The sequence below is a fragment of the Streptomyces sp. NPDC058221 genome (genome assembly GCF_042882365.1).
Classification (GTDB): domain Bacteria; phylum Actinomycetota; class Actinomycetes; order Streptomycetales; family Streptomycetaceae; genus Streptomyces.
Window position 1 is genome coordinate 34,348 of the sequence record NZ_JBHVWF010000016.1, and the last position, 20,948, is coordinate 55,295.

16 protein-coding genes, 1 tRNA gene and 1 pseudogene are annotated in these 20,948 nt (G+C 70.2%); 13 read left to right on the forward strand and 5 right to left on the reverse strand.

The window, feature by feature from the left end; all coding sequences use genetic code 11:
• The first annotated feature begins 74 nt into the window (after positions 1 to 74).
• From ACFVW8_RS08085 to ACFVW8_RS08095, 3 genes are all read left to right on the forward strand, one after another.
• Positions 75 to 1,016 carry an exopolyphosphatase gene (locus tag ACFVW8_RS08085; protein WP_389687289.1) on the forward strand — a complete coding sequence of 314 codons (942 nt, stop codon included), beginning with the start codon at positions 75 to 77 and terminating at the stop codon, positions 1,014 to 1,016.
• Positions 1,017 to 1,466: 450 nt separating this feature from the next.
• Entirely contained in the window at positions 1,467 to 2,852 is a 1,386-nt protein-coding gene (locus ACFVW8_RS08090) for an NAD(P)/FAD-dependent oxidoreductase (protein ID WP_389687291.1), read from the forward strand.
• Between the two features lie 365 nt (positions 2,853 to 3,217).
• On the forward strand, positions 3,218 to 4,522 hold the full coding sequence (locus tag ACFVW8_RS08095; RefSeq protein ID WP_389687293.1) for a class I SAM-dependent methyltransferase: 1,305 nt from the start codon (positions 3,218 to 3,220) through the stop codon (positions 4,520 to 4,522).
• 72 nt (positions 4,523 to 4,594) lie between these two features.
• Here ACFVW8_RS08095 and ACFVW8_RS08100 read toward each other — a convergent pair whose 3' ends face one another.
• From ACFVW8_RS08100 to ACFVW8_RS08110, 3 genes are all read right to left on the reverse strand, one after another.
• On the reverse strand, positions 4,595 to 7,123 hold the full coding sequence (locus ACFVW8_RS08100) for an ABC transporter permease (RefSeq protein ID WP_389687295.1): 2,529 nt from the start codon (positions 7,121 to 7,123) through the stop codon (positions 4,595 to 4,597).
• 102 nt (positions 7,124 to 7,225) lie between these two features.
• Positions 7,226 to 7,996: an ABC transporter ATP-binding protein gene (locus ACFVW8_RS08105; RefSeq protein ID WP_389687297.1), complete on the reverse strand. Its 771-nt coding sequence runs from the start codon at positions 7,994 to 7,996 to the stop codon at positions 7,226 to 7,228.
• 251 nt (positions 7,997 to 8,247) lie between these two features.
• On the reverse strand, positions 8,248 to 9,267 hold the full coding sequence (locus ACFVW8_RS08110; protein ID WP_389687298.1) for a LacI family DNA-binding transcriptional regulator: 1,020 nt from the start codon (positions 9,265 to 9,267) through the stop codon (positions 8,248 to 8,250).
• Positions 9,268 to 9,489: 222 nt separating this feature from the next.
• Between ACFVW8_RS08110 and ACFVW8_RS08115 the strand changes: the two genes are divergently transcribed.
• The 9 genes from ACFVW8_RS08115 (at position 9,490) to ACFVW8_RS08155 (ending at position 19,471) form a co-directional block, all read left to right on the forward strand.
• Entirely contained in the window at positions 9,490 to 11,223 is a 1,734-nt protein-coding gene (locus tag ACFVW8_RS08115) for an ABC transporter substrate-binding protein (RefSeq protein WP_389687300.1), read from the forward strand.
• A gap of 119 nt (positions 11,224 to 11,342) precedes the next feature.
• Entirely contained in the window at positions 11,343 to 12,338 is a 996-nt protein-coding gene (locus tag ACFVW8_RS08120) for an ABC transporter permease (protein ID WP_389687302.1), read from the forward strand.
• Entirely contained in the window at positions 12,335 to 13,240 is a 906-nt protein-coding gene (locus ACFVW8_RS08125) for an ABC transporter permease (RefSeq protein WP_389687304.1), read from the forward strand. Before ACFVW8_RS08120 ends, ACFVW8_RS08125 begins: the two co-directional genes overlap by 4 nt.
• A gap of 83 nt (positions 13,241 to 13,323) precedes the next feature.
• A complete protein-coding gene (locus tag ACFVW8_RS08130; RefSeq protein WP_389687306.1) occupies positions 13,324 to 14,265 on the forward strand; it encodes an ABC transporter ATP-binding protein in 942 nt (313 codons plus the stop codon).
• Complete coding sequence (locus tag ACFVW8_RS08135) at positions 14,250 to 15,158, forward strand: ATP-binding cassette domain-containing protein (RefSeq protein WP_389687308.1); 909 nt, start codon at positions 14,250 to 14,252, stop codon at positions 15,156 to 15,158. The genes ACFVW8_RS08130 and ACFVW8_RS08135 overlap by 16 nt, the downstream gene beginning before the upstream one ends.
• On the forward strand, positions 15,155 to 17,575 hold the full coding sequence (locus tag ACFVW8_RS08140; protein ID WP_389687310.1) for a glycoside hydrolase family 2 TIM barrel-domain containing protein: 2,421 nt from the start codon (positions 15,155 to 15,157) through the stop codon (positions 17,573 to 17,575). Before ACFVW8_RS08135 ends, ACFVW8_RS08140 begins: the two co-directional genes overlap by 4 nt.
• A gap of 248 nt (positions 17,576 to 17,823) precedes the next feature.
• Positions 17,824 to 17,909 (forward strand) — tRNA-Leu (locus tag ACFVW8_RS08145).
• Between the two features lie 363 nt (positions 17,910 to 18,272).
• Positions 18,273 to 18,437: a hypothetical protein gene (locus ACFVW8_RS08150; protein ID WP_389687312.1), complete on the forward strand. Its 165-nt coding sequence runs from the start codon at positions 18,273 to 18,275 to the stop codon at positions 18,435 to 18,437.
• Positions 18,437 to 19,471: an N-acetylmuramoyl-L-alanine amidase gene (locus ACFVW8_RS08155; RefSeq protein WP_389687314.1), complete on the forward strand. Its 1,035-nt coding sequence runs from the start codon at positions 18,437 to 18,439 to the stop codon at positions 19,469 to 19,471. Before ACFVW8_RS08150 ends, ACFVW8_RS08155 begins: the two co-directional genes overlap by 1 nt.
• A 283-nt stretch (positions 19,472 to 19,754) precedes the next feature.
• On the opposite strand, the pseudogene ACFVW8_RS08160 reads toward ACFVW8_RS08155, so the two are convergent.
• Positions 19,755 to 19,889 (reverse strand): annotated as a pseudogene (locus ACFVW8_RS08160) (dienelactone hydrolase); the annotation flags it as partial.
• On the opposite strand from ACFVW8_RS08160, the gene ACFVW8_RS08165 reads away from it, so the two are divergent.
• Entirely contained in the window at positions 19,865 to 20,104 is a 240-nt protein-coding gene (locus ACFVW8_RS08165) for a GNAT family N-acetyltransferase (RefSeq protein ID WP_389687316.1), read from the forward strand. The pseudogene ACFVW8_RS08160 and the gene ACFVW8_RS08165 sit on opposite strands and share 25 nt — an antisense overlap.
• Before the next feature lie 26 nt (positions 20,105 to 20,130).
• Here the strand turns inward: ACFVW8_RS08165 and ACFVW8_RS08170 are convergent, their stop codons facing one another.
• Positions 20,131 to 20,859 (reverse strand): hypothetical protein, encoded by a 729-nt coding sequence (locus tag ACFVW8_RS08170; protein ID WP_389687318.1) that lies wholly within the window; start codon positions 20,857 to 20,859, stop codon positions 20,131 to 20,133.
• Positions 20,860 to 20,948: the final 89 nt, after the last annotated feature.

Genomic DNA, 20,948 nt, shown 5'->3' on the forward strand with positions numbered 1-20,948 from the left:
GGAGGGGCTTGAAGTGCCGCCGGGAGGCTTGAATTGCCGTCGGAGCGGCTTGTTCTGCTGGAGAGGCTGAAGACATGACGCGTGTGGCCGCCATTGACTGCGGTACCAACTCGATCCGTCTGCTCGTCGCGGACGCCGACCCCGCTACCGGGGAGCTCGTCGAACTCGACCGGCGGATGGAGATCGTCCGGCTCGGGCAGGGCGTCGACCGGACCGGGCGGCTCGCGCCCGAGGCGCTGGAGCGGACGTTCGCCGCGTGCCGGCAGTACGCGTCGGTGATCAAGGAGCACGGCGCGGAGAAGGTCCGCTTCGTCGCCACCTCCGCCTCCCGGGACGCGGAGAACAGGGGCGACTTCGTCCGTGGTGTGCTGGACATCCTGGGCGTCGAGCCCGAGGTGATCACCGGTGACCAGGAGGCGGAGTTCTCCTTCGGCGGGGCCACCAAGGAGCTCGCCGGCCGGGACGACCTGGCGAAGCCGTACCTCGTGGTGGACATCGGCGGCGGCTCCACCGAGTTCGTCCTCGGTGACGACCGGGTGCGGGCGGCCCGGTCCGTGGACATCGGCTGTGTCCGGATGACCGAGCGCCACCTCGCGCGGGAAGCCGGGATCGTCGACCCGCCCACGCCGGAGGCGGTCGACGCCATCCGGGCGGACGTGGACGCCGCCCTGGACCTGGCCGGGGAGAGCGTGCCGCTCACCGGGGCCGGCACGCTCGTCGGGCTGGCCGGCACGGTCACCACCGTGGCCGCGGTCGCGCTGGGTCTGGAGGAGTACGACTCCGAGGCGATCCACCACTGCCGGGTCTCCCTGGAGCAGGTCCGGGAGATCACCGGGCGGCTGCTCGACTCGACCCACGCGGAGCGCGCCGCGATCGGTGCGATGCACCCGGGGCGGGTCGATGTGATCGCTTCCGGAGCGCTGATCCTGCTCGCCGTCATGGAACGGACCGGGGCCCGCGAAGTGGTCGTCAGCGAGCACGACATCCTCGACGGGATCGGCTGGTCCATCGCCTAGGAGCAGGCCGGGGAACAAGGGGTGCGGCGGAGGGCGGAAACGTCGCTCATACGCATTCCCGCCTGCACTTTTGAGCCGCCGGGAGGGCCTCTGGCGGCCCCTTGCGGGACGCGTCGCGACGAACTTCGTGAACTTCTTCACAAGGAATTGGGTCCCTGGGGGCGGACTTCTGCTCCGTACGGGCCCCGGGGAGGGTGCGCGGGGTCACTCGCGCCGTGTGCCGGGCGGTTCCGGGGGTGTTGCGGGAGCGTGAACCGACGGGGTGGTCCACCTCGCCCGGCGACTCAAGGGCCAGCTCACAAGCGGTGAACAACGTTCGCCGGAGTGCTGTGGTTCCCCCTCCGGGCCATGACCTGGGTCACGTGGGCGGCGAAGTGTAGCAGAGGGTGGGGCATACCTTGTGAAGGGGCTCACGAGCCTGCCCCCTGAGGGGGGTGGATACTCGATGGCATGAGCACCACGGAGCGTCCCAGGATCCTCGTAGTAGGCGGTGGGTACGTAGGCCTGTACGCAGCTCGGCGCATTCTGAAGAAGATGCGCTATGGAGAGGCGACCGTCACGGTCGTCGACCCCCGGTCGTACATGACGTACCAGCCCTTCCTCCCCGAAGCTGCTGCCGGCAGCATCTCGCCTCGGCATGTCGTCGTCCCGCTGCGACGCGTCCTGCCGAAGGCCGAGGTACTCACCGGCCGCGTCACGACCATCGACCAGGACCGCAAGGTCGCCACGGTTGCGCCGCTCGTCGGCGAGGCCTACGAGCTGCCCTTCGACTACCTGGTCATCGCGATGGGCGCGGTCTCCCGTACCTTCCCGATCCCCGGCCTGGCCGAACAGGGCATCGGTATGAAGGGCATCGAGGAGGCCATCGGCCTGCGCAACCACGTTCTGGAGCAGCTGGACAAGGCTGACTCGACCACCGATGAGGATGTCCGCCGCAGGGCGCTCACCTTCGTCTTCGTGGGCGGCGGTTTCGCCGGTGCGGAGACCATCGGCGAGGTCGAGGACATGGCCCGCGACGCGGCGAAGTACTACACGAACGTGAAGCGCGAGGACATGCGCTTCGTGCTCGTCGACGCCGCCGACAAGATCCTTCCCGAGGTCGGCCCGAAGCTGGGCACCTGGGGCCGGGAGCACCTGGAGTCCCGTGGTGTCGAGGTCTTCCTCTCGACTTCCATGGACTCCTGCGTCGACGGTCACGTGGTGCTGAAGAACGGCCTGGAGGTCGACTCCAACACCATCGTGTGGACAGCCGGCGTGAAGCCGAACCCGGCGCTGGCCCGCTTCGGCCTGCCGCTCGGCCCCCGCGGTCACGTGGACACCTCCGAGAAGCTCCAGGTGCAGGGCACCGACTACATCTGGGCCGCGGGCGACAACGCCCAGGTCCCGGACCTGATCGGCCGCAAGGCCGGCAACCCGAACGCCTGGTGCCCGCCGAACGCCCAGCACGCGCTGCGTCAGGCCAAGGTCCTCGGTGACAACGTCATCTCCGGGATGCGCGGCTTCCCGCAGGGTGACTACAGCCACGCCAACAAGGGTGCGGTCGCCGGTCTGGGCCTGCACAAGGGCGTCGCGATGATCGTCATGGGCAAGGTGAAGATCAAGCTCAAGGGCCGTCTCGCCTGGTACATGCACCGTGGTTACCACGGCATGGCGATGCCGACCTGGAACCGCAAGATCCGGATCTTCGCCGACTGGACCCTCGCGATGTTCCTCAAGCGCGAGGTCGTCTCGCTCGGCGCCATGGAGACGCCGCGCGAGGAGTTCTACGAGGCCGCCAAGCCGGCCCCGGCGCCCGCCGCGGCCCAGCCCGTGGGCGAGAAGGCCAAGGCCTCCTAGCGCGCACCCCGGACCGGGGGCCAACGCCTCCCGGTCCGCCCGCGGATACCCGTATCCGCGCAGAGCACGTCGCACGACGCCCGAAGGGGCCGTCCGCCATCCGTGGTGCGGACGGCCCCTTCGGCGTATCGGGGCAGGCCGGGGCGGGGCACGGTACAAGGGTTCGGCGGCCAGTGACCCGGCGGATGCATGGTCCGTACAGGTATTTTGCCGTTCCATTGCGAAGTAGCGGGATGGCGCGGCCGCCGGAAACTGTTGAGGGGGGTGTACCTCGCCTGCGGCGCCGAAGGGTGCCGGGGCGTGGTCCGAGACATGTGTGGGCATGTCTGGGCACGTCGGGAAACACCATCACGGAGGTGTGCGCCATGGCAGACGCCGCGTTGCGGCTGACCGCTCTCGCCCAGGAGTTGCTGGGAGAACCCCTACCGGTCCGCATCCGGGCCTGGGACGGCAGCGAATCCGGACCGCCCGGTGCCCCCGTCCTCGTCATCAGGAACCGCCGCGCCCTGCGCCGGCTGTTGTGGAAACCCGGCGAACTCGGCCTGGCCCGCGCCTGGGTGGCCGGCGAACTGGACATCGAGGGGGACCTGTACGAGACCCTGGACCTGATGGCCGGGCTGATCTGGGACCGGGGGGCCGAGGCGAAGGACAGCGTCCATCCGGTCCGCGACCCGAAGCTGCGGGCCGCCGCCAAGGGGATGCTGCAGCTGGCCGGGCCCTGGCCGCCGCCGCCTCCGCCGCCGGAGGAGGTACGCCGCCGCACCGGAGCCCTGCACACCAAGCGCCGCGACAAGGAGGCCATCAGCCACCACTACGACGTGGGCAATGACTTCTACCAACTGGTCCTCGGCCCGTCCATGGTCTACTCCTGCGCCTACTGGGAGGACGACGGCACCCTGGAGGACGCCCAGCGCGACAAGCTGGACCTGGTCTGCCGCAAGCTCGCGCTGAAGGAGGGCGACCGGCTCCTGGACGTCGGCTGCGGATGGGGCTCCATGGCCATCCACGCGGCCCGCGAGTACGGCGCCCGGGTCACCGGTGTGACCCTCTCCACCGAACAGGCCGCCTTCGCCAGGAAGCGCATCGCGGAAGAGGGCCTGACCGACCGGATCGAGATCCGGGTCCAGGACTACCGGGACGTCAGGGACGGCCCGTACGACGCCATCTCCTCCATCGGGATGGCGGAACACGTCGGCTCGGTCCGCTACCGCGAGTACGCCGACGACGTCTACGCACTCCTCAAGCCCGGCGGGCGTCTCCTCAACCACCAGATCGCCCGCCGCCCGGAGAAGGACGAGTCCGCGTACCACGTGGACGAGTTCATCGACGCCTATGTCTTCCCGGACGGTGAACTGGCCCCGCTGGGCCGTACCGTCGCGACCCTCGAAGAAGCCGGTTTCGAGGCCCGTGACGTCGAGTCGCTCCGCGAGCACTACGCACTGACCCTGCGCCGCTGGGTCGCCAACCTGGAGAAGGACTGGCAGCGCGCGGTGAAGATGACCTCGCCCGGCCGGGCCAGGGTCTGGCGGCTCTACATGGCCGCCTCCGCGCTCTCCTTCGAGCACAACAAGATCGGCGTCAACCAGATCCTGGCCGTGCGGCCGGCGGACGGCGGAACCGCCCGTATGCCGCTGCGCGCCCGCGACTGGAAGGCGGACGCGACCGGCTGAGCCGGGCACGCGCAGGAGGGCCGGTACCCGCGGTGGCGGATACCGGCCCTCCTGCGCGTATGCCGTCCGGCGCTATTCGGTCTTGATGGCCGTCAGCATGTTGAGCTTGGCGGCGTTGCGAGCCGGCCACAGGGCGGCCAGCACCCCCACCAGCCCGGCGAGCACCAGGAAGAGCGCGATCCGGCCCCACGGCACGACCAGTTCGTACTGCGGGATCGAGGACGAAGCGGACTGGCCGATCGCCCAGCCGAGGAACATGCCGAGCCCGATGCCGACCACCGCGCCGAACAGCGAGATGACGACGGCCTCCAGCCGGATCATGCGCTTGACCTTGCGCCGGTCCAGGCCGATCGCCCGCAGCATGCCGATCTCCTGCTGCCGTTCGAAGACGGACATGGCCAGGGTGTTGACGACTCCGAGCACGGCGATGATCAGCGCCATCGCCAGCAGGCCGTACATGATGTTCATCATGAGGTTGATGTCGCCGCCGAACGTGTCCCGGATGTCCTGGCGGTCCATCACGCTCATGCCCGGGTTGTCGCCCAGCGCGTTCACCACGGACTTCTCGTTGGCCGCGCTCGCGCCGCCGTCCGCCTTCACGAAGATCTCGCGGATGTCCGGACGGCCCTCGTGCGGGGCCACCTTGTCGCGGGGGATCAGGACCGGCGACAGGAACTCGTTGTCCTTGTAGAGCGCGCCGACCTTCAGGTTCTCCTTCTTGTCGTCGTCGTACGTCACCGGGACGGTGTCCCCGGTCTTCCAGCCGTTCGACTTCGCGGTCTTCTCGGAGACGACGATCTCGCCCTTGCCGAGGGAGTCCGCCGAGCCCGAGACGGTGTCGACGGCGAGCACCTTCTGCACGTCGCCGGGGGTCACGCCGGACGCCGAGAGGTCGGCGCCGCCGACCGTCAGCCAGACGGACTGCTGGGGTGAGACCGCGGTGACGCCGTCGGCCTTCTCCAGGGCGGTGAGCGCCGACTCGTCGAGGGAGTCCCCGCCCGCCATCGAGACCATGTAGTCGGCCTTGATGTAGTCCGTCGTCGTCCGGTCGACCGCCTGGCCGAGGGTGACGCCGAGCACCGAGATGCCGGTGACGAGGGTGAGACCGATCGCCAGGGCGGAGGCGGTGGCGCCGGTGCGCCGCGGGTTGCGGACCGCGTTCTGCGCGGCGAGCTTGCCCGAGACCCCGAACAGTCGCCGCAGCAGCGGGCGCACCAGGGCGATCACCGGGCGGGACAACAGCGGGATGAGGATGATGACGCCGATCAGCGCCAGGAAGGCGCCGGCCGCGATGGCGAGCTGAGCACTCGTGCCGGACTGCGTGGAACCGGCCACGATCGCCACCGCACCGAGCAGCGTGATGACCGCGCCGATCGAGTTGCGCAGCACCAGGGACTTCACGGTGGCCACCGCGTACTGGCTGTTCATCGCCGCGACCGGCGGGATCTTCGCGGCCCGCCGGGCGGGCAGCCAGGCGGCCAGCACGGTGATCAGGACGCCGACACCGAAGGCGGCGACGACCGTGGTCGGAGCGACCACCAGCGGACCGGCCGGGATCTTGCCGCCGATCAGTCCCATCGCGGAGCGCAGCCCGGTGGCGAGGGCGAGGCCCACCGCGAAGCCGATGACGGACGCGATCAGACCCACCACACCCGCTTCGAGCAGCACCGAGCGCTTGACCTGACGGCGCGAGGCACCGACGGCCCGCAGCAGCGCCAGTTCCTTGGTGCGCTGGGCGACCAGCATGGTGAAGGTGTTGGCGATCAGGAAGATGCCGACGAAGAGGGCGATGCCCGCGAAGCCGAGCAGCAGCTTGTTGAGGCTGCTCAGGCCGCGTTCGGTCTGCTCTGCCTCCTCGTCCGCGACCACCTTGCCGACCTTGGCCTCGGCGTCCTTGGGCAGCAGCGGCTTCACGGCGGCCAGCACCTGCTGGTCGGACGCGCCGGACGCGGCGGCGACGGAGACGTTCCGGAACTCGCCCGGCCGCAGGAAGAGCTTCTGCGCCACCGCGGTGTCGAAGAGGACCAGGCTGCCGCCGGCGTTGACCGCGCCGTCCTCGGTGGTGAAGACGCCGGAGAGGGTGTACTCCTTCACCGGCCCGTTCGTGGCGACCCGTACCTTGTCGCCGACCTCGTACTCGCCCTTCTCCGCGGTGTCCTTGTCCAGGGCGATGCTGCCCGCGGCGGTCGGACCGGAGCCGTCGGTGAAGGTGTACTGCGGGTCCTTGCCGCCCTTGCCGGGGGCGAAGTTGGCACCGGTGTTGGTCCAGCCGTTGCCGATCAGCTTGCCGTCGGGGTCGGCCACCCCGGCGAAGCCGTCGACCCGGCCGGTGGCGGTGCGCACACCGTCCAGGGCCTGGATCTTCTTCAGGGTGGCGGCGTCGATGGCGGGGGTCTTCTCGTCACGCTGGTTGGCGTACGTGGAGACCGCGACGGCGACGTCGTCGTAGTTCTTCGCCGACTGGTTGCGGAAGGCGTTGCCGAGAGTGTCGGTGAAGACCAGGGTGCCGGAGACGAAGGCCACGCCGAGCATGACGGCGAGGACGGTCATCAGCAGCCTGGCCTTGTGCGAGAGCACATTGCGCAGGGCGGTACGGAACATGTCAGTCAGTCCTGGGAGCAGAGGGGTTCCGGATGGGGGCATGGCTCAGTCGTCGCGCGGCACGGGGCGGTGCGACGGAGGAGCCCGGGAAGGGCGCGGGGCTCAGCTGGTGCGGCCCTTGGCGTCGAACGCCTTCATCCGGTCCAGCACCCCGTCGGCGGTGGGGTGCATCATCTGGTCCACGATCGCCCCGTCCGCGAGGAAGATCACCCGGTCCGCGTAGGAGGCGGCGGCCGGGTCGTGGGTCACCATCACCACGGTCTGGCCCAGCTCGCGCACCGAGTTGCGCAGGAAGCCGAGGACCTCGGCACCGGAGCGGGAGTCCAGGTTCCCGGTCGGCTCGTCACCGAAGATGATCTCCGGCTGCGAGGCCAGGGCACGGGCCACCGCGACGCGCTGCTGCTGGCCGCCGGAGAGCTCGGTGGGCCGGTGCTTCAGCCGGTCGGAGAGGCCCACCATCTCGATGACCTTGTGCAGCCACTCCTGGTTGGGCTTGCGGCCCGCGATGTCCATCGGCAGCGTGATGTTCTCCAGTGCCGTCAGCGTCGGCAGCAGGTTGAACGCCTGGAAGATGAAACCGATCTTGTCCCGGCGCAGCTGGGTGAGCTGCTTGTCCTTGAGCGAGCCCAGCTCCGTCTCGCCGATCCGCACCGATCCGCTGCTGAAGCTGTCGAGCCCGGCCACGCAGTGCATCAGCGTGGACTTGCCGGAGCCGGACGGGCCCATGATCGCGGTGAACTCGCCCTGCGGGAAGTCCACGGTGACCCGGTCCAGCGCGGTCACCTTGGTCTCGCCCTCCCCGTAGACCTTCGACAGTTCCGTGGCGCGGGCAGCCACCGCGGTGGCGCGGTGAGCGGTGGTCATGGTGGTCACGGGAGACTCCAGGGTCGGTTTCGTACGGAACGGAGAGTGTGCGTGGCCGGCCCCTGCTGGGGCGGCGGCCGGGGAAGGGCACTGCTCCATCGTCTCTTCCGCCGGGCCACCGGTCGTCACTCCCGGTGCCCGTTCCCGGGGCCGCCTTGAGTCGCACCGGGAGGGTCCCGCGTCCTCCTGCGGTATGACACGGGCCCTGAGACGGGCGACGCCGGCCGGGTGCCTGCCCGGCAGGGATTACGGGGCAGCCCCTACCGCGGCGCTGCCGTCGACCCGCGTGGGACGAGCCGGGCCGCCGCGTCCTCGAACCCGTCGGCCGCGCCGTCGGTGACCAGGGCCAGCAGGGTGCGCGCGGCGTGGCCGCCGTACGCGGGGATGTCACGGCTCAGCGCGGTCAGCGGCGGCCGGACCACCCGGGAGAGCTGGGAGTCGTCCCAGGCGACCAGCGAGAGGTCGCCCGGTACGTCGAGTCCCATCTCCTGGGCGACCGACAGCCCGGCGACGGCCATGATGTCGTTGTCGTAGATGACGGCGGTCGGCCGCTGCGGGGAGCTGATGAGCTGTCGGGTGGCGTGCGCCCCGTCCTCGCCGGAGTAGTCGGTGTGGACGATCACCGGCTCGCCGAGCCCGAGTTCGGCGCAGACCTCGCGCTGGGCGCGGTCGCGCAGCCCGGTGTGGTTCAGCCCGGGCAGCCCCGCGACCCGGGCGATCGACCGGTGCCCCAGCGCGGCCAGATACGTGAGGGTGTCCCGTACCGCCGCCGCGTCGTCCGACCACACCGAGGCGAGCGGGCCGGCCGCCGACGGGTGGCCGATCACCACGGCCGGCAGCCCGAGTCCGACGATGCCCTCGATCCGCGGGTCGGGGCTGTGCAGATCGGCGAGGAACACCCCGTCCACCCGGCCCTCGCCCCACCAGCGGCGGTAGACCTCCAGCTCCTGGGCCGGGTCGCTGACGACCTGGAGGAGCAGGGCGCAGCCGCGCGGCGAGAGCTCGCTCTCGATGCCGCTGATCAGCTCCATGTAGAACGGCTCCATGCCGAGCAGCCGGGCGGGCCGGCACAGGGCGAGGCCCACCGCGTCGGCGCGCGCCCGGGTGAGGGCGCGGGCCGCGCTGTTGGGCTGCCAGCCGATCTCCTGCGCGATGGCCTTGATCGAGGCGCGGGTCGCCGGGGAGACGCCGGGCCGGTCGTTCAGCGCGTACGACACCGCGACCTTGGAGACGCCGGCGCGGCGTGCGATATCGGCGATCGTGGGGCGGTGCCTGGGCATGCGACCTCGCTTAACCGGTTCGTGTTCGACGCCCATCCTAAGCACCGGCGGCCTCCCGGTCAGCACCTTACCGGGAGGCATTGATCACTCAACTCCCTTTGCCAGCAACGAAATGGGAGCGCTCCCGCACCCTTGACAGGCTCTCCGGGCGGCCTTAACTTCACGGCACTTACCCGGTTCAGTAGCTCCGCTCGGCAGGGACGGCGGGGAGAAGGAGGGACGATGGGCACGGGATTCCGGGGACGGATCGCGACCACGCTCGCCGTGATCGCACTCGCCGCCACCGCGTGCACGGGGGGCGGCTCCTCGGCGGGCGGCTCGGGCGGATCCGGCGGCGGGAGCGGTGCGCTTCCGCGTAACGAGACGCTCTACACCACCGGTACGCAGTGGGGGCCGCCGGCCAACTACAACCCGCTGCACAACTGGGACCACGCCACCGGCACCAAGGGCCTGGTCTACGAGACCCTGTTCCACTTCGACCCCAACGCGGGCAAGCTGACACCCTGGCTCGCCGAGTCGGGCAGCTGGACGGGCGACAGGACGTACGAGCTGAAGCTCCGTCCGGGCATCACCTGGTCCGACGGAAAGCCGCTCACCGCCAAGGACGTCGCGTACTCCTACGGGCTGGGCAAGATCGAGGCCTCGTCCTTCCACACCCTGTGGAGCTGGCTGTCGGACGCGAAGGCGGTGGACGCCACGACCGTCCGCTTCACCTTCAAGGAGGCCCGCTACCAGGAGTGGGACTACACCCTCTACGGCCAGCCGATCGTCCCCGAGCACATCTGGGGCAAGCGCTCCGAGAAGGAGATCCTCGACGGCGTCAACGACAAGCCGGTCGGCAGTGGCGCGTACACGCTTCGGAGCCACTCCCAGGACCGGGTCGTCTGGCAGCGGCGCGACGACTGGTGGGGCGTCAAGGCGCTCTCCATGAAGCCCGCACCCCGCTACATCGTGGACGTCTCCAACCCCAGCAACGAGGTCGTCATCGGCCAGCTGGGCCAGGGCCAGCTGGACCTGAGCAACAACTTCCTGCCCGGCGCCGCCTCGCTGGTCAAGAGCAAGAAGGTCGTCTCGTACTACGACAAGCCGCCCTACATGCTCTCCGCCAACACCGCCTGGCTGGTGCCCAACACCACGAAGAAGCCGATGAACGACGCGGCCTTCCGCAGGGCTCTCGCCGCCTCCGTCGACGTCGGGAAGATCGTCAAGGGCGTGTACGGGGGGCTGGTCAAGCCCGCCGACCCGACCGGGCTGCTCCCGCAGTGGGACAAGTTCGTCGACCAGGGCCTGGTGGCCAGCGAGGGCTTCCGCTTCGACACGGCCAAGGCCAGGCAGACCCTCGCCGACGCCGGATACAAGGACACCGACGGCGACGGTCTCGTGGAGAACAAGGACGGCTCCAAGCTCAGCCTGAAGCTGGCCGTACCCACCGGCTGGACCGACTGGATGGAGGCCGCCAAGGTCATCGCCTCGTCCGCCAAGGCCGCGGGCATCGCCGTCACCACCGAGTTCCCCGACGCGAACGCCCTCAACGAACAGCGCGGCAAGGGCAACTTCGACCTCGTCGTCAACAACGAGCGCCAGCTGTCCAACACCCCGTGGACGTACTACGAGTACATGTTCCAGCTGCCCGTCCAGAAGCAGCAGAACACGGTGAACTTCGGCCGCTACGAGAACAAGGAGGCCTGGAAGCTCGTACAGGAGCTCGGCGGGGTGAAGACCGATGACACCGAGGGCATGAAGAAGGTCATCTCCAGGATCCAGGACATCCAGCTCAAGGAGATGCCGGTCATCCCCCTCTGGTACAACGGCCTCTGGGCCCAGTCCACCACCGGGAGCTGGACGAACTGGCCGTCGGACGCCGCAGGTGCGCCCAAGTACGCACCGGCGCTGTGGCGCAACTGGCTGGAGATGGGCGGCTTCGAGGCGCTCACGCAGCTCAAGCCCGTCAAGTGACACGGCCGTTCTGAGAACGACCGGCACCCCGCCGGTCTCTCCGCATCCATGACCGCCCCGCCGTGCGCGTGCCGCCCTGACCGCTGCCCGCACGGCGGGGCTCTCCCCGGGGAGCTCCCTTGCGCCGCTACTTCGCCCGAAAACTTCTGATCTACGCGCTGACCTTCGTCGTCGCCGTCACCGTCAACTGGATGATCCCGCGCTTCATGCCCGGCGATCCGGTCGCCGCCATGGTGGCCCGGGCCAGGGTCTCGCAGCCCGAGGCCGTCGAGGCGATGCGCTCCTACTACAACGGCCTGTTCGGCTTCGACGAGCCCGTCTGGCAGCAGTACCTGCACTTCTGGAGCGCCCTGCTGCAGGGCGACTTCGGGCTGTCCATCTGGGTCTTCCCCAAGCCCGTCGCCGATGTGCTGCTCGACGCCCTTCCGTACACGCTGGGTCTGATGATCCCGGCCGTCCTGCTCAGCTGGTTCGTCGGCAACTGGGCCGGGGCGCTGGCCGCCCGGCGCAAGGTTCTCGACAACACCGTGCTCCCGGCCGGGTACCTGCTGACCGCGATGCCGTACATGTGGATCGCCGTCATCCTGGCCTGGGCGCTCGGCTCCAAGGCGGGCTGGTTCCCGATCTCCGGCGGCTACAGCCTCGACATCCAGCCGAGCTGGTCCGCCGCCTTCGCCGTCGACCTGCTCCAGCACTGGGTGCTGCCGTTCCTCTCGCTGTTCCTGGTCGCGCTCGGCGGCTGGGCCATCGGCATGCGCAACATGATCATCTACGAGCTGGAGTCCGACTACTCGTCCTATCTGGCGGCCCTCGGCGCCCCGCAGCGGCTCATCCGCCGCTACGCCTTCCGCAACGCCGTCCTGCCCCAGATCACCGGACTCGCCCTCCAGCTGGGCGTCCTGGTGGCCGGGGCGCTCGTCACCGAGATCGTCTTCGCCTATCCCGGGCTCGGCTCGCTGATCCTGGCCGCGATCCAGAACCAGGACTTCTTCCTGCTCCAGGGCGCGTTCCTGTTCATCGTCATCGGCGTACTGATCGCCAACTTCCTCATCGACCTGGTGTACGTCGTCGTCGACCCCCGCACCCGTACCGGCATGGCAGGAGGCCAGTCATGAGCACCGTGCCCGAACCGGCCACCGACCCGGCCGCCGCGCCCGCCTCCGCCGCACGCCCCGGCCGGGAGACGCTCCACTACGCCGTGCGCAACCCGAAGCTCCTCATCGGGTTCTCCGTCGTCGTGCTCCTCCTGCTCGTCGGCCTCGTCGGACCGCCGCTGCTCGACAGCTCCGACCCCAACGAGTACGTCGGCCCGCAGGCGGCGGCGCCGGACGGCACGTACTGGATGGGCACCACCACCTTCGGCCAGGACGTGTACGCGCAGTTCGTGCACGGGCTGCGCGCCACCTTCCTGGTCGGCGCCGTCGGCGGGGCCATCGCCGCCGTCATCGCCATGCTCGTCGGCTTCCTGGCCGGCTACCGCGGCGGAGTCGTCGACGAGATCCTCAACATGCTCACCAACGTGGTCCTCGTGCTGCCCGCGCTGGCCGTGCTGCTGATCATCAACGCCTACCTCGGGGTCCGCTCGGTGCCCGTGCAGGGCCTGTTCATCGGGCTCACGTCCTGGCCCTGGGCGGCGCGGGCGATCCGGGCCCAGACCTTCTCGCTGCGCACCCGGGAGTTCGTGGACCTGGCCCGGCTCAGCGGCAGCGGCACCTGGCGGATCGTCTTCCGCGAGATCGCACCCAACATGAGCTCGTACCTCTTCATGATGTTCATCCTGCTGTTCGGCGGTTCCGTGCTGATCGCCTCCTCCCTCGACTTCATCGGGCTCGGCCCCACCGAGGGCGTCTCGCTCGGGCTGATGCTGCAGAGCGCCCAGCAGTGGAGCGCGCTCCAACTCGGCATGTGGTGGTGGTTCGTTCCGCCGGGCGCCGGGATCACCGCGATCGTCGGCGCGCTCTACGTCGCCAACGTCGGCCTCGACGAGGTCTTCAACCCGAAGCTCCGGGAGGCCTGAGACATGACGTCGACCGTGACCGGTCCCGGAGAGACCCGGGCAGATGCCGCTGACTGCGACCGACCTGCGGGAGGTCCGAGGACATGACCCTGACCGTGAACGATCTACGCGTCCACTACCGCACCCTGCGCGGAGAGGTCCGGGCCCTGGACGGCGTCTCCTTCGGACTGGCCGACGGGGAGATCCTGGGCCTCGCCGGTGAGTCCGGCTGCGGCAAGACCACGCTCGGCAAGTCGCTGATCCGCCTGGACGGCCGGATGCGGCACGCGGGCGGCACCGTCACCCTCGACGGCGACGACGTACCGGTCGCCGACGACCGGGCGATGAACGCCTTCCGCTTCCACCGGATCTCACTCGTACCGCAGTACTCCATGAGCGCCCTCAACCCGACCCGCCGCATCGGACGCATGATCCGCGAGCTGCTCGCCTCGCGCGGCGTCAGCGTGGACACCGCCGAACTGCACCGCAGGCTCGACCTGGTGGGCCTGGACCACGACGTCCTGGACCGCTATCCGATCGAGCTCTCCGGCGGCATGAAACAGCGCGCCGTCATGGTGATCTCCACCCTGCTCGACCCGGCCGTCCTCATCGCGGACGAGGTCACCTCGGCCCTCGACGTCTCCACCCAGCGGGCCGTCGTCGGCGCGCTCACCGGACTCCGCGACAAGGGCCTGGTCACCAGCATGATCTTCGTGACCCACGACCTCGGCCTCACCTCGCACATCGCCGACTCCATCATGGTCATGTACGCGGGCAAGCTCGCCGAGAAGGCCCCCACGAAGGTGCTGACGACGCAGCCCCGCCACCCGTACACCAAGCTGCTGCTCGGCTCGCTCCCCGAGGTCGGGGCCAGGTACGCCGACAAGCCCCTCAAGGGCATCGCGGGCGCCCCGCCCTCCCTGCTGAACCCGCCGGCCGGCTGCCGCTTCCGGGACCGCTGCCCGATCGCGGACGAGCGGTGCGCCGAGGAACCCCCGGTCGTGGAGATCGCCCCCCGTCACTCCGTCGCGTGCTGGAAGGCCTGATGCTGACCCTCGACCACGTCACCAAGACCTACCGCGCCGGAGCCTTCGGCGGCGGGTCCGTCACCGCCGTCGACCGGGTGTCCTTCACCGCCGCACCCGGCGAGGTCGTCTCCCTCATCGGTGAGAGCGGCAGCGGGAAGTCCACCATCGGCCGGATGATCCTCGGCCTGACCGGCGTCAGCTCCGGCAGCCTCACCCTGGACGGACGAACGGTCCGTCCGGGAAAGGACTTCTACCGCCGGGTCCAGGGCGTCTTCCAGGACCCCTTCTCCTGCTACAACCCGGTCTTCCGGGCCGACCGCGTCTTCGACCTGATCCGCCGCGCCTACCACCCGGGCGTGCCCGACAAGGAGTGGGCCGACCGCGTCGAGAAGGCGGTACGGGACGTGCGCCTGGACCCCGGACAGGTGCTGGGCCGCTACCCGCACCAGCTCAGCGGCGGCCAGCTGCAACGGCTGCTCATCGCCCGCGCCCTGCTGCTCGACCTGAGCTTCCTGGTCGCCGACGAGATCACCAGCATGCTCGACGCCTCCACCCGCATCGACGTCCTCAACCTGCTGGCCGTCCTGAAGGAACGCGGCCTGGGCGTCCTCTACATCACCCACGATCTGGCGCTCGGCACCTACCTCGCCGAGAAGACCGTGGTGCTGCGCCGCGGCCGGGTCGTCGAACGGGGCGACACCCAGAAGGTGTTCGGCAACCCGCTGCACCCCTACACCCGAACCCTGCTGGCCGCCGTGCCCCGGCTCAACACCCCGTGGACCCCGGCCGAACCGCTGGAAACCTGCGCCTTCCACGAGGCGGGGGCGCCCGGGACCGACCTGTACGAGAGCGAGCCGGACCACTTCGTCGCCTGCGCCCAGCTCCACGACTGCGGAAGGACCGCCACGTGACCCTTCGCCACCTGCCCCTGCACGAGGCCTGGACGCTCACCGCGGACAGCCACGTGCCCCTGCGGCTCCCCACAGGCGGCGTCCCCGCTACTGTGCCCGGCTGCGTCCACACCGACCTGCTCGCCGCGGGACTGATCGACGACCCGTACCTGGACGACAACGAGAACCGGCTCGGCTGGATCGGCCGCACCGACTGGACATACCGGACCACGTTCGACTGGACGCCGGACGGCCACGACCACGCGGCCCTGCGCTTCGACGGCCTCGACACCGTCGCCACCATCCTGCTCAACGGCACCGAGGTGGGCCGCACCGCCAACCAGCACCGCTCCTACCGCTTCCCGGTTCGCCCGCTGCTCGTCGAGGGCACCAACACCCTCGCCGTACGCTTCACCGCCCCGTACACCTACGCCGAGGAACTGCGCGACCGGCTCGGTGACCGCCCCGGCGCGTATGCGGAGCCGTACGCCTTCATCCGCAAGATGGCGTGCAACTTCGGCTGGGACTGGGGGCCCACGCTGGTGACGTCCGGCATCTGGCGGCCGGTCGCGCTGGAGACGTGGAGCGGTCCGCGGATCGCCTCCGTGAAGCTGCTCCCGGACCTGGATGCGGACGGGGTGCCGCGCCTGACCGCCGAGCTGGAGGTCGAACACGACGGCCTGGCGCCGCCGTCGGGCGAGGTCGGGGTGATCGGGGCGGGCGCCGTCTTCATTGCCTCGGAGGACGAGCACCGCATCTCGGTCACCCTCTCGGTTCCCCAGGCCGAGGTCTGGTGGCCGCACAGCCACGGCGAACAACCGCTGTACGACGTGACAGTCCGCGTCGGTGACGACGTCCGCAACCTCAGAACGGGCTTCCGCGCTGTCACCCTCGAACAGGAGGCGTTCCGCTTCGTCATCAACGGCGAATCCGTCTTCGTGCGCGGCGTCAACTGGATCCCCGAGGACTGCTTCCCGCACCGCCTCACCCGCCAGTGGATCTCCGCCCGCCTCGACCAGGCGGTCGCCGCCGGAGCCAACCTGATCCGGATCTGGGGCGGCGGCCTCTACGAGAGCGACGACTTCTACGAACTGTGCGACGAGAAGGGCCTGCTGGTCTGGCAGGACTTCCCGTTCGCCTGCGCCGCGTACCCCGAGGAGCAGCCGCTGTGGGACGAGGTGGCGGCCGAGGCCCGGGAGAACGTCACCCGGCTCGCCCCGCACCCCTCCCTGGTCCTGTGGTGCGGCAACAACGAGAACCTGGAGGGCCACGCGGACTGGGGCTGGCAGAAGGAGCTGGGCGACCGCACCTGGGGACGGGGCTACTACCACGAGCTGCTCCCCGCGATCGTCGCCGAGACGGACCCCACCCGCCCCTACTGGCCCGGCTCGCCCTACTCCGGCACCGAGGACATCCACCCGCAGGACGCGGCCCGCGGCACGATCCACATCTGGGACGTGTGGAACCGCGCCGACTACCGCGCGTACGCGGACCGGGTGCCGCGCTTCGTCGCCGAGTTCGGCTTCCAGGGCCCGCCCGCGTACGCGACCCTGCGCCGCGCCGTCAGCGGCCCGCTCGCCCCCGACGCCCCGCTCATCGCCCACCACCAGAAGGCCGAGGACGGCAACGCCAAACTGCTCCGGGGTCTGGGCGACCACCTGCCGCAGCCGGGCCCGGACTTCGACGACTGGCACTGGCTCACCCAGCTCAACCAGGCGCGCGCGGTCGCCTTCGGTATCCGCCACTTCCGCTCCCACACCCCGTACTGCATGGGCACGATTCTCTGGCAGCTCAACGACTGCTGGCCGGTGGTCTCCTGGTCCGCGGTCGACGGCGACGGCCGCCGTAAACCCCTCTGGTACGCCCTGCGGTCCGTCTACGCGGACCGCCTGATCGCGGTGCGCGACGGCGCGGCCCACCTCGTCAACGACGCCCCCACCCCATGGACCGGCACCCTGCGGCTGACCCGGCACGGTCTGGACGGGGCGGTACTGGCCGAGGAGGAGGTGGCGGTGAGCACGGCAGCGCGCTCGGTCACCCGCGTACCGCTGCCCCCGTCGCTCGGCGAACCGGCCGACCGGACCCGCGAACTGCTGGTCGCCCGGCTGGGCGACACCAGGACGGTGGAGTTCTACGAGGAGGACACCCGCCTCGCGCTCCCGCCGGCCCGCTACGAGGTGACGGTGACGGAGACGGCGACGGAGGACTCGGCAGGGCCCCCCGGCTACCGCGTCGAGGTCACGGCCCGCACCCTCCTGCGGGACCTCGCGCTCTTCCCCGACCGGCTGGCCCCGTCGGCCGAGGTGGACGACATGCTCGTGACCCTGCTGCCCGGGGAGAGCACCGTGTTCATGATCACAGGTGCGGTCCTGCCGGACCCCGGGGCCCTGGGCTCGCGGCCCGTGCTGCGCTGTGTGAACGACTTCGTCAGCCGGTAGGGGTGGCGCGCCCCTGGCGATCCGTGGCGCGCCCCTGGCGAATCGGCTGTGTGGGTGCGGCGAATTTCCGTCAATTCGGATTGCCGGCCGCCGCGCCCACAACCCCACCAGGGCATGTGACTATGCCTCCTGGCTGTGCTGACGCACCCTCAAACGGTCAATAAAATAAGACAACATCGAGCCACTGTTCGGCCGATCGAGGGAGAGCCCCGGATAGGGTCATGTGCCAACGCGAACCCGCGCGCCAAGCCCGGATGGTGGAATGCAGACACGGCGAGCTTAAACCTCGCTGCCCCTCGGGGGCGTGCCGGTTCAAGTCCGGCTCCGGGCACCACCGCGCACGTGGTCTGACCTGCGTATACGGCCGATTCCGTACGTCTGCCCTCCGGGTGACCGGGCGCACCGTGGGCGCGGGCGACGGGAGCCCGTTCGTCATGGGCGCGGACGGCGCCGAGGTGCCCCCGTGACGACGTCCGGCCCTGCGCCTTTGCATCGCGTGTGACCTCCCGGCCGGCGTCGTCACCGCGCACCCGCCCGACGATGCGGGCAACGACGGGAGCGGGGTGCGGGCTGACCGGTGGCGGGTTGGCCGGCGCGTCGCCCGCCGTGACGTTTGACCGGGGCGGCCGTGGCGCATCGTACAACCGAATCCAGGTCAACATCCGCGTCCTGGTGATCAGCTTCCAAGGAGTTCCCCATGACAGCAACTGCCTTCGCGCTGACAGGAGTTCATCCGAGCGAGGTGTCGGTGACGTGCCGGGCCCCCGGCTCCGGGCATTTCGGCACCGGGGCCGAGGAGCCGGAGACGACCGCCCGGCGGCTCTCCGGCCATGAGGGACCGGCCCCGGCGGACGGTGTGTGATGGCGACCCCGCTCACCGCTGACGCGCTGCTGAAGGCCCTGCGTGCCGAGGGTGTGACGGTGGTGCAGGTCGGGGACTGGCGCACCCACAACCGTAACCACAAAGGCGCCTGGGGTCCCGTGCACGGATCGATCGTCCATCACACGGTGACGTCCGGGACTGCGGCCACGGTCGCGATGGTCCGGGACGGTTACGCCGATCTGCCGGGTCCGTTGTGCCACGGGATGATCGCGAAGGACGGGCGGGTGCACCTGGTCGGGTACGGCCGCGCCAACCATGCCGGCGGCGGCTGCCCGGTCGTCCTGGAGCAGGTCATCGCCGAGTCCTACGGCGCCCGTCCTTCCCCGCCCACCCGCGGCAACAGCGACGGCACGGATGGCAACGCGCGCTTCTACGGGTGGGAGTGCGAGAACCTCGGCGACGGAAAGGACCCGTGGCCGGAGGTCCAGTACGACGCGATCGTGCGCACCCAGGCCGCGCTGATCCGGGCCCACCGCGCCAAGGGCGATGAGTGGGGCACCGAGGCCAAGTCGTCGATCGGGCACCTGGAGTGGTCGAACGACAAGATCGACCCACGCGGATTCACCATGCCGGCCCTGCGCGCGGACGTCGCGGAGCGGCTGCGGCACCCGGCGAGCTGGAACCCCACGGAGGACGACATGCCCGAACGAGCCAATCCCACGGTCAAGAAGACGACTGCCCGCTCGTCCGGCGAGTGGCTGACCGTGCCGCTCTCCGGTCCGCTGGTCACCGGCGCCGCGCACTACTCCGGCACCGTGACTCTGCGCCTGGCCGGCGTCAGGGCCGGGGCGACGGTGCAGCTGCGGTTCTACGAGACCAAGGGCGGCAAGCGCCACAAGACCGGCCAGATCGTCGAGCGCGCCGGCACGGACGGGGACACCTTCGTGGACGTGAGCAACGCCGGCGGGCACGCTGATGACGGCGCCGCCCTGGGCGTCGAGTACGCGGTGTTCGGCGACGAGGGGACGCACGATCTGCTGTCCGGCCAGGCCCAGCTCCTCTACTGGAAGTGAGGTCGGGCTGACGCGCCTTGTCACCCATCGAGGAAGCGGCCGATCCGGGATCTGTTCGCCCGGCACCGCCCGTACCGGCTGACGCCGAGCGTGCACGGTGCCCGACCGCCGAGACGCACGGACAGGGTCACCCGGCGAGCGAACGCACGACGGTGCCGGGCGAAGGGGGAACAGGCATGGCAGGAACAGGCATGGCAACAGGGCAGGGCCCGTGGTCCGGCAATGCCCCCGCGCAGGGTCGGAACGGTGCTCGGCGAGCGTGACCTGTACGACGACGTCCGGATCACTCCGTCACGGGCAGGCACTCGGCGAGCAGGCCGACGACGTCTTGCCGGGCTCGCTGCGCAAGCCGCGGGTGGTATCCGACGCCGGGGCGCACGGTGTGGTCGACCGATGGGTGGTGGAAGGCGTGCAAGGCCCGTAGACCACGAGGCGCCGGACTTCTACGTTGTCCCTGAACAGCGCAATCGCGGTCTGGGCAGGGCCCTGCTCGACGAGGCCACCGGCTACGCGCGCGCTCACGGCCTGGATACGTTGATCGTGTGGCCGTCCGAGCGCAGTGCGCCGCTGTACCGGCGCTGCGGATTCGACGGACCGGACGAACTCCTCGAACAGCCCGTCGCGCCCAGCTGAGCGAAGGGCCGGTGCGCCCGTCCTCGTCACGCCGTCCCGTGCGGGGCCTCCCCGCCCGTCGCGGCACGGGTGTCAGGTGCGGGGCGGTCCGCGGTGCGGTGGGTGAGGGCGCAGACCGCGGCGCCCAGTGCGAAGCCGTAGACGGAGACCAGGCCGTGGCCGTTGGACTGGGTGAACCAGACCGCGAGGCCGAGTGCGGGGACGGCGGCGGCGAGCAGGGTCTCCTTGAGGTGCTCCCGGTCGTTGCGGCGGCCGGTGCGCAGGGTGTGCAGGAGCAGGGCCGCGGACAGCGTTGCCGCGAGGAAGTACGTGGCACCGGAGCTTCCGGCGAAGTTGCGGGGGTCGGTGCTGTGGCCGTTCTCGCCGAACAGGGCGTCGATCTGCTGGGGCAGCAGGATGCCGGCGAGGAACAGGCCCAGCGTGAGGGGTGCGCCCCAGAACCAGTTGGCCAGGGCGGCGATGACGGCGAGGGTCGCGATGTTCCACGCCCCGCCGAACAGGCCGCCGTTCTGCATGAAGGTCGAGGTGAGGACCCGCCACCAGCCGGACCTGGCGGGGTCGCTGTCGAGGGCGTCCATCGCGCCGGACCAGCAGGCCTGGGTGATCACCCCGGCCAGGGCGACCGCGGTCAGCCCCACCGCCGCCCACGGGACGCGGCGGCCCCGCAGGGTCTCCTGGCCGAGCAGGGCCAGTCCACCGTTGAGCATCAACACCATCAGTACCGCCGTGGTCACGTTGAACAGCAGTCCGCCCATCGCCACCACCCCCCTTCTAACGCTGTTTGAATCCCGGTGGTGACGACAGTAGGCGAACGTCGGCGAATTTTCAAACATTGTTTGAAAGT

Bases quoted from the DNA above. Each gene is read 5' to 3' on its own strand.
- ACFVW8_RS08085 (WP_389687289.1), top strand. From the start codon at position 75: ATGACGCGTGTGGCCGCCATTGACTGCGGTACCAACTCGATCCGTCTG.
- ACFVW8_RS08090 (WP_389687291.1), top strand. From the start codon at position 1,467: ATGAGCACCACGGAGCGTCCCAGGATCCTCGTAGTAGGCGGTGGGTAC.
- ACFVW8_RS08095 (WP_389687293.1), top strand. From the start codon at position 3,218: ATGGCAGACGCCGCGTTGCGGCTGACCGCTCTCGCCCAGGAGTTGCTG.
- ACFVW8_RS08100 (WP_389687295.1), bottom strand. From the start codon at position 7,123: ATGTTCCGTACCGCCCTGCGCAATGTGCTCTCGCACAAGGCCAGGCTG.
- ACFVW8_RS08110 (WP_389687298.1), bottom strand. From the start codon at position 9,267: ATGCCCAGGCACCGCCCCACGATCGCCGATATCGCACGCCGCGCCGGC.
- ACFVW8_RS08115 (WP_389687300.1), top strand. From the start codon at position 9,490: ATGGGCACGGGATTCCGGGGACGGATCGCGACCACGCTCGCCGTGATC.
- ACFVW8_RS08125 (WP_389687304.1), top strand. From the start codon at position 12,335: ATGAGCACCGTGCCCGAACCGGCCACCGACCCGGCCGCCGCGCCCGCC.
- ACFVW8_RS08130 (WP_389687306.1), top strand. From the start codon at position 13,324: ATGACCCTGACCGTGAACGATCTACGCGTCCACTACCGCACCCTGCGC.
- ACFVW8_RS08150 (WP_389687312.1), top strand. From the start codon at position 18,273: ATGACAGCAACTGCCTTCGCGCTGACAGGAGTTCATCCGAGCGAGGTG.
- ACFVW8_RS08155 (WP_389687314.1), top strand. From the start codon at position 18,437: ATGGCGACCCCGCTCACCGCTGACGCGCTGCTGAAGGCCCTGCGTGCC.
- ACFVW8_RS08165 (WP_389687316.1), top strand. From the start codon at position 19,865: ATGGGTGGTGGAAGGCGTGCAAGGCCCGTAGACCACGAGGCGCCGGAC.
- ACFVW8_RS08170 (WP_389687318.1), bottom strand. From the start codon at position 20,859: ATGGGCGGACTGCTGTTCAACGTGACCACGGCGGTACTGATGGTGTTG.